The organism is Inquilinus sp., from assembly GCF_039594555.1.
Taxonomy (GTDB): Bacteria; Pseudomonadota; Alphaproteobacteria; order DSM-16000; family Inquilinaceae; genus Inquilinus.
Map to the genome: position 1 here is coordinate 1 of NZ_JBCNNF010000351.1, position 7222 is coordinate 7222.

The 7222-nt window shown below is 73.7% G+C and carries 6 protein-coding genes; 2 read left to right on the plus strand and 4 right to left on the minus strand.

Going from position 1 to position 7222, the window contains the following annotated elements; all coding sequences use genetic code 11:
* Nucleotides 1–1356 (minus strand): chloride channel protein (locus tag ABDW35_RS28025; RefSeq protein ID WP_343717147.1); only part of this gene is annotated, 1356 nt, incomplete at its 3' end.
* A 129-nt stretch (nt 1357–1485) separates the two neighbouring features.
* On the opposite strand from ABDW35_RS28025, the gene ABDW35_RS28030 reads away from it, so the two are divergent.
* Together ABDW35_RS28030 and ABDW35_RS28035 are read left to right on the plus strand one after the other, a co-directional pair.
* On the plus strand, nt 1486–1659 hold the full coding sequence (locus tag ABDW35_RS28030; RefSeq protein WP_343717148.1) for a hypothetical protein: 174 nt from the start codon (nt 1486–1488) through the stop codon (nt 1657–1659).
* Nucleotides 1660–1734: 75 nt separating this feature from the next.
* A complete protein-coding gene (locus ABDW35_RS28035; RefSeq protein WP_343717149.1) occupies nt 1735–1893 on the plus strand; it encodes a DUF3309 family protein in 159 nt (52 codons plus the stop codon).
* Between the two features lie 7 nt (nt 1894–1900).
* Here the strand turns inward: ABDW35_RS28035 and hrpB are convergent, their stop codons facing one another.
* The 3 genes from hrpB to yidC form a co-directional block, all read right to left on the minus strand.
* Nucleotides 1901–4351: an ATP-dependent helicase HrpB gene (hrpB, locus tag ABDW35_RS28040; RefSeq protein ID WP_343717150.1), complete on the minus strand. Its 2451-nt coding sequence runs from the start codon at nt 4349–4351 to the stop codon at nt 1901–1903.
* A complete protein-coding gene (locus ABDW35_RS28045) occupies nt 4348–6123 on the minus strand; it encodes an SLC13 family permease (protein ID WP_343717151.1) in 1776 nt (591 codons plus the stop codon). The genes hrpB and ABDW35_RS28045 overlap by 4 nt, the downstream gene beginning before the upstream one ends.
* A gap of 79 nt (nt 6124–6202) precedes the next feature.
* A partial coding sequence (yidC, locus tag ABDW35_RS28050) for a membrane protein insertase YidC (RefSeq protein ID WP_343717152.1) occupies nt 6203–7222 on the minus strand: 1020 nt, incomplete at its 5' end.

Sequence of the window (7222 nt, forward strand, 5' to 3'; positions counted from 1 at the left end):
GCCACGCAGGTGGAAGCGCCAGGTGGCGAAGGAATAGCCGAACAGGTGCCGCACCACCGCGGCCGAGACCACCACCCCGACCATCACGCCGATGGTGACGGAGAAGTCGCCGCTCAGCTCCAGCGCCAGGAAGGTCATGGTCAGCGGCCCGCCGATCACCGCGGCGGCCATCGACGCCATGCCGACCAGGGAATAGGCCAGGTGCTCGACCGGATGGCCGGGCAGGGCGAAGGCGGTCAGCTGGGCCAGGATGCCGCCGAACAGCGCACCGGTCAGCAACGAGGTGAAGAACAGGCCGCCGCGGAAGCCGGCGCCGAGGGAGATCGCCGCCGCCGCGGTCTTGGCCACCAGCAGCAGGGCCAGGGCGGTCAGAGGCGGCGCCAAGGTCAAATCGGCATAGAGCGCGCCGTGGCCGGAGCTCAGCACCTCCGGGAAGCGCAGCGCCATCAGCCCGACGATCAGCCCGCCGACAGCGGGGCGCAGCACCTGCGGGAGGGCCAGGCGGCGCATCGCCCGCTCGGTCCAGGTGACGCCCTGCATCATCAGGATACCCAGCCCGGCGCAGGCCAGGCCGATCAGGACGAAGATGGCGTAGTCGGCGGCGTGCAGGCCGGTGCTCCAGGTCACCGTCAGGAACGGGCCCTCGTCCAGCAGCACCCGCTCCACCGCCGTCGCCGTCAGCGCCGCCGCCACCACCGGGGCCAGCGTCGCCGCGGTGTAGGCGCCCATGATCAGCTCGAAGGCGTAGAAGGTGCCGGCCAGCGGCGCGTCGAAGGCGGCGGCGATGGCGGCCGCGGCGCCGCAGCCGACCATGGTGCGCAGATCGGCCCGGCGCAGGCGGAAGATCTGGCCGATGCGCGAGGCGAAGCCGCCGCCGATCTGGGTGTAGCCGGCCTCCATCCCGACCGAGGCGCCGACGCCGCTGGACATCAGCGTGGCGCCGGCGACGACGAAGCCGTCGCGCAGCGACATCCGGCCGCCATAGAGGGCGTTGGCCTCGATCGGGTCGACCGGCGGGCGGGGGCGCCAGCGGCTGATCGCCCACATCACGCCGCCGAAGGCCAGGCCGCCCAGGACCGGCACCGCCACGGTCAGCAGCGGGCTGGTGTCGATGCTGGCGCTGAGGCGCTGGCCGCTGGGCAGGTCGAACAGCAACTCGTGCATCAGCTGCAGCCCCGAGCGCAAGGCGACGACGCCGAGGCCGACGATCACCCCGATCGCCGCGGCCAGCAGCGGCAGGGCGACCTCGTTGGCGCGCACGGCGCTGCGCAGCCGGGTCCACAGATGCAGGCGCTGCAGCTGGCGGCTCAGGAAAGGGCGCTGGGGCGGGGTGATCGTCGCGTCGTCGGTGGCCATGGTCGCCGCCGTGTCGGGAGGTTCCGTCCTTGTCGCCGAGCCCGGCCGGCGGCGCAAGGGATCCGGGCTCGACGAATGGTCGCAACTGGGGTCTAAGGAATGCGGGGGCGGCGCTACGAGGACGATACGATGGTTCTGATCGGCTGCTTCCTGCCCTTCATCCTGGCGCTGGCCGGCGCCGTGGCCGGCCACCTGCTCGGCAGCGGCAGCGTCGGGCTGTGGGGCATGGGCATCGGCTTCGCCGCCGGCCTGGCCCTGGCCGCGGTGATCGGCGCGCTGGCGCTGCAGTCCAAACGCGATTAGGCGGCCCACCCGTAGGAACTTACATTTCCCAATCCGTATTGAGGGAATCAGCACGAACAACGGCGAGGTGCCGTCATGGGTATCGGAACCATCCTGCTGATCGTCCTGATCGTCCTGCTGATCGGCGCCTTTCCGTCCTGGCCCTACAGCAGCGGCTGGGGCTACGGGCCGAGCGGCCTGCTGGGCGTGATCGTCATCGTTTTGCTGATCCTGGTGCTGATGGGACGGATATAGCCGGGCCTCAGCTGCCGCGCGGCTTCGCCCGCGCGGTGGCCGGGGCGGCCAGCGGGTCGTCGGGCCAGGGATGGCGCGGGTAGCGGCCGCGCATGTCCTTCCGCACCTCGGCATAGCTGCCGGCCCAGAAGCCGGCCAGGTCTCGGGTCACCTGCAGCGGCCGGCCGGCGGGGGACAGCAGGTGGATCGCCACCGGCACCCGGCCGCCGCCGACGCGCGGCGTCTCGGCCTGCCCGAACATCTCCTGCAGCTTCACCGCCAGCACCGGTTGGGCCGGGTCGGCATAGTCCAGCGCCGCCCGCCGGCCGCTGGGGATCGGGATGGTGGCGGGTGCCAGGGCGTCCAGCGCGCGCTGCCGCTCCCAGCCCAGCGCCGTCGACAGGATCTGGGCCAGGTCCAGCCGGTCGAGATCGGTCCGCCGGCGCATCTCGCCGAGATGCGGGCCTAACCACTCCTCCAGCGTCGCTATGAGAGCCGCGTCCGACCAGTCGGGCCAGGTCTCGCCCTCTAGCGCCCGGGCGAAGCCGACCCGCCGGCGCAGCGCCATGGCGCCGTCGCGCCAGGGCAGGACGTCGAGGCCTAGGCGCCGCACCCCTTCCAGCAGCGCCGTCGCGACGGCGGCCGGGTCCGGGTTCGGCAGCGCCGCATCGGCCAGCACCAGCGCGCCCAGCCGGCGTTGGCGGCGGGCGGCGACGGCCTGCTCGGCCGCGTCCCAGGCGACCGTCTCGACCCAGGCGATCCGATCGCCCAGCACCGCCTCCAGCGTCGCCTCGTCCAAGGGCGCGGCGGCGAGAATGCGGGCCTCGCGCCCGGCATCGTCGGTCTCGGCGACGGCGAGGTATTCCGCGCCGGCCAGCGGATCGCTCTCGCGCAGCGCCGCGCCGCGGCCATTGGCCAGGAGGAAGCTGCCCCGGCTCCCGGAGCGGCGTTTCGCCACGCGGTCGGGATAGGCCAGGGCCAGCAGGGCGCCGGCATCATCCGGCCTCCCGCCGCCCTTGAGGTCGAAGCGCCGGGCGATGTCGCGCGCCGCCTCGCGCAGCCGTGCCACGCCCGGGTCCCCGCGGTCGCGATGCAGCGCCTCGATCGAGGCGCGCAGATCCGTCTCCGGCGAGGGGCGGCGGCCCTCCAGGATCGCCGCCAGCTCCGCCGCCGTGCCGCCGACGCCCTCGGCCCTGGCGCGCAGCACCATATGGGCCAGGCGCGGATGCAACGGCAGCCGGGCCATCGCCTTGCCGTGCGCGGTGGGCCGGCCGTCTGCGTCGATGGCGCCGAGATCGGCCAGCAGCGCCCGGGCCTGTGTCAGCGCCGCGGCCGGCGGCGGGTCCAGCCAGGCCAGGTCGTCGGTGCCCCACAGCGCCAGCTCCAGCGCCAGCGGCGCCAGATCGGCGACCAGAATCTCGGGCGGGTCGAAGGGTGCCATGGCGCCTTCGCCGGCCTTCGCCCAGAGCCGCCAGCACACGCCCGGCTCCGTCCGGCCGGCACGGCCGCGGCGCTGGTCGGCGGCGGCGCGGGCGATAGTCACCGTCTCCAGCCGGCTCATCCCGGTGCGCGGGTCGAAGCGCGGGGTGCGGGCTAGGCCGCTGTCGATCACCACCCGCACGCCCTCGATGGTCAGGCTGGTCTCGGCGATGTTGGTGGCCAGCACCACCTTGCGCGTGCCGGCCGGCGCCGGGCGGATCGCCTGGTCCTGCGCCGCCGCGGGCAGGTCGCCATAGAGCGGCGCCACGACCACCCCGTCGCCGAGCCCGGCCAGCTTCGCCTGCACCCGGCGGATCTCGCGGGCGCCGGGCAGGAACACCAGCAGGCTGCCCGTCTCCTCCGCCAGCGCGTCGCGCACCGCCCGGGCGACGGCATCCTCGATCGCCTCGCCGGGTCGGGGCGGCAGATGGCGGGTCTCGACCGGATAGGCCCGGCCTTCGGAGGTGACGACGGGGGCGTCGCCCAGCAGGCGCGCCACCGGCCCGCCGTCCAGCGTGGCGGACATCACCAGCAGGCGCAGGTCGTCGCGCAGCGCCGCCGTCTCCAGCGCCAGGGCCAGGCCCAGATCGGCATTCAGGCTGCGCTCGTGGAACTCGTCGAAGATCACGGCGCCGACGCCCTCCAGCGCCGGGTCGTCCTGCAGCATCCGGGTCAGGATGCCCTCGGTCACCACTTCGATCCGGGTGTCCGGGCCGATCCGGCGATCCATGCGGATGCGATAGCCGACGGTGTCGCCGGGCTTCTCGCCGAGCAGCGAGGCCATGTGGCCGGCGGCGGCGCGGGCCGCGATCCGCCGCGGCTCAAGCATCACCACCTTGCCGCGGCCCAGCCAGGGCTCGTCCAGCAGCGCCAGCGGCACCCGCGTGGTCTTGCCGGCACCGGGCGGCGCCTGCAGCACGGCGCGGCCGCGCTCCGCCAGCGCGGCGCGCAGAGGCGGCAGGGCCGCGTCGATCGGGAGAGGTGGGAGAGGCTTGGTCACGGTGTGAAGGGCCAGACGATCGGGATCAGCAGGACCGAAACGGTGATGACGACGGCATCCAGCGGCAGGCCGACGCGCCAGAAGTCCGACACCTCATACCCGCCCGGACCCATGATGAGGGTGTTGTTCTGATGCCCGAACGGGGTCAGGAAGTCGCAGCTGGCGCCGATGGCGACGGCGATCAGGAATGGGTCGGGGCTGAGGCCGAGCTGCCGGGCGATGCCGATCACGATCGGCGCCATGATCACCACGGTGGCGGCGTTGTTCAGCATCGGTGTCACGGCCATGGTCGCGGCCAGCACCACGGCCAGCACCAGATGCGGCGGCAGGTCCTGCGCCAGGGCGGCGATGCCGTCGGCCAGCAGCTTCGCCGTGCCGGTCGTCTCCAGCGCGCCGCCCACCGGGATCATCGCGCCCAGCAGCACGATCACCGGCCAGTCGATGGCGGTGTACAGGTCCCGCAGCGGGATGGCGCGGGCGGCCAGCATGCCCATCACCGCCAGGGCGAAGGCTATGGTGGCGTCGACCGCGCCGGTCGCCGTGGCGACGATGGCGGCGACGAACAGGGCCAGCGGCAGCCACAGGTTACGGCTGCGCAGGGTCAGCCGGCGCTGGGCCAGCGGCAGGCAGCCCAGCGCCTGCAGCGTGTCCGGCAGGGTGTCGGCATCGCCCTGCAGCAGCAGCACGTCGCCCGCCTCGATGGCGATGTCGCGCAGCCGCCGCTTCAGCGGATGGCCGTGGCGCGAGACAGCCAGCAGGTTCACGCCATGGCGGCGGCGCAGGTCCAGATTCGCAGGGCTGGAGCCGCGGATCCAGGCGTTCATCGGCACCACCGCCTCGGCGGTGACCAGGCTGCCCAGCCCGCCGGCCTCGGGCGGCCGCTCGGCCGCCAGCACGATGTCGCCGTCGCCCAGCGCCTGTTCCAGCGCCTGGGTGTCGGCCTGCACCATCAGCAGGTCGCCGGGCGCCAGATGCTCCAGCCGGATCAGCCCGGCGACGCGGCGCTGGCCGCGGACGATGCCCAGCACCACGATCCGGCCCTTCTGCGCCTCCTCGAAGGCCATCACCGACCGACCGGCCATGCTGGACTTCGGCGTGACCTCGACCTCGGTGGCATAGCGGCTGATCTCGAAGCTCTCCTCCTCCGCCCGCCGGCCGCGGCGGCTGGACGGGATCAGCCGCCAGCCCAGCAGCAGCATGTAGGCCAGACCGGCGACGGTCAGCGGCAGGCCCACGGGTGCAAAGTCGAACAGGTGGAACGGCTCGCCCACCGCCTTCTCGCGGAAGGCGGAGATCAGCAGGTTCGGCGGCGTGCCGATCAGCGTGACGGTGCCGCCCAGCAGCGTGGCGAAGGACAGCGGCATCAGGATCGCCGAGGGCGAATAGCCGGACTTGCGGGCGCCCTGGATCGCCACCGGCAGCACCAGCGCCAGCGCCCCGACATTGTTCATGAAGGCCGAGATCAGGGCGCCGAAGCCGCACAGCACGGCCATCTGGGCGAAGCGGCCGTCGGCGACGCGGGCCAGCGCCGCGACCATCCGGTCGACCGCGCCGGACAGGGCCAGCGCCCGGCCGATCACCAGCACCGCGGCGACGGTGACAACGGCGGGATTGCCGAAGCCGGCGAAGGCGTCCTCGGCCTGCACCAGCCCCAGCAGCACGGCGGCCAGCAGCGCCCCGACCGCCACCAGGTCGAAGCGGATGCGGTTCCACACGAACAAGGCCAGGGCCGCGGCCAGCAGGGCGACGATCGCGATCTGGTCCTGGGTCATCCGGCCTCTGGTCCGTTCGACGGTGCGGGAATCCTGTCTACACCCCGAGGCGCCGGATCGTGCCGGCCCGTCGCGCAGGTCAGTAGCCGAGCGTCACCATCGAATAGATGTCGCTGCCCATCTCCACCGCCTGCAGCGCCGGGGCGCGGCGGCCGCCGGTGACGGTGCCGCGCACCACGATCGGCCGGCCGGGCGCCAGGCGGCTGCGGTCCGGGTCCATCGCCGCGGCGAGGGACGGCGAGAAGCGGATCACGGTCTTGTCCTTCAGGATCGCGCCTTCGGGGCGGCCGGCCCCGTCGGTCAGCACGAAGTCGATCAGGCCGCTCTTCTCCGTCAGCATCGGCCGGGCCGGGACATAGACGGTGGTGGCGGGCGCCTGGGCCACCACGACGGGCGCCTGGGCGATCACCACCGGGGCCGCCCGGGCCGGGGCCACGGGCGCGGGCTGGACCGGGCGCGGCGCCGCCGTGACCGGTGGAGCTGCGCCAACCACCGGCCGCGGCGGGGCCATGACGGTCTGGCGCGGGGCGGCGGCCTCGCCCGGCTCGGGCGGGAAGGTCAGGGCGGGTCTGGCGGCCACCGGCGCCGGCGGAGGGGCCACCGCGCGCGGCGGGGCATAGGTCACGGCCGGCGGCGGCGGGGCGACAGGGGCGGGCGCCGCGGCGACGACCGGCGGTGCGGTGACGACCGGTGCCGTGTCGACGGCACGCGGGGGGGGATAGGTCACGGGGGGGGGGGGGGGGGCCAGTTCCGGCCGCGGCTCGCCGCGGGCGGCCGCAGGCGGGGGCGGCAGGAGCACCGGGTCCATGCCGGCGGCGGAGGGCGAGAGCCACTGCGTGGCCAGCATCACCAGGATGTAGATCACCGGCAGCACGAAGAACGGATCGGGCGCGGAAAGATCGTGGATCCAGCCGAAGAACGGCGAGTGGCGCAGCTCCACGCTCTCCATCAACACGCGGTACAGACCGAAGAACACCGGCATCGTGATGAGCACCGGCAGGCAGCCCGACATCGGGTTGACCTTCTCCTTCTTGTACAGCTCCATCATGGCCTGCTGCATCTTCATCTTGTCGTCGCCGTAACGCTCCTTGAGAGCAGT

Coding starts and splice junctions, on each gene's coding strand:
- ABDW35_RS28045 (WP_343717151.1), bottom strand. CDS start 6,123: ATGACCCAGGACCAGATCGCGATCGTCGCCCTGCTGGCCGCGGCCCTG.
- ABDW35_RS28035 (WP_343717149.1), top strand. CDS start 1,735: ATGGGTATCGGAACCATCCTGCTGATCGTCCTGATCGTCCTGCTGATC.
- ABDW35_RS28030 (WP_343717148.1), top strand. CDS start 1,486: ATGGTTCTGATCGGCTGCTTCCTGCCCTTCATCCTGGCGCTGGCCGGC.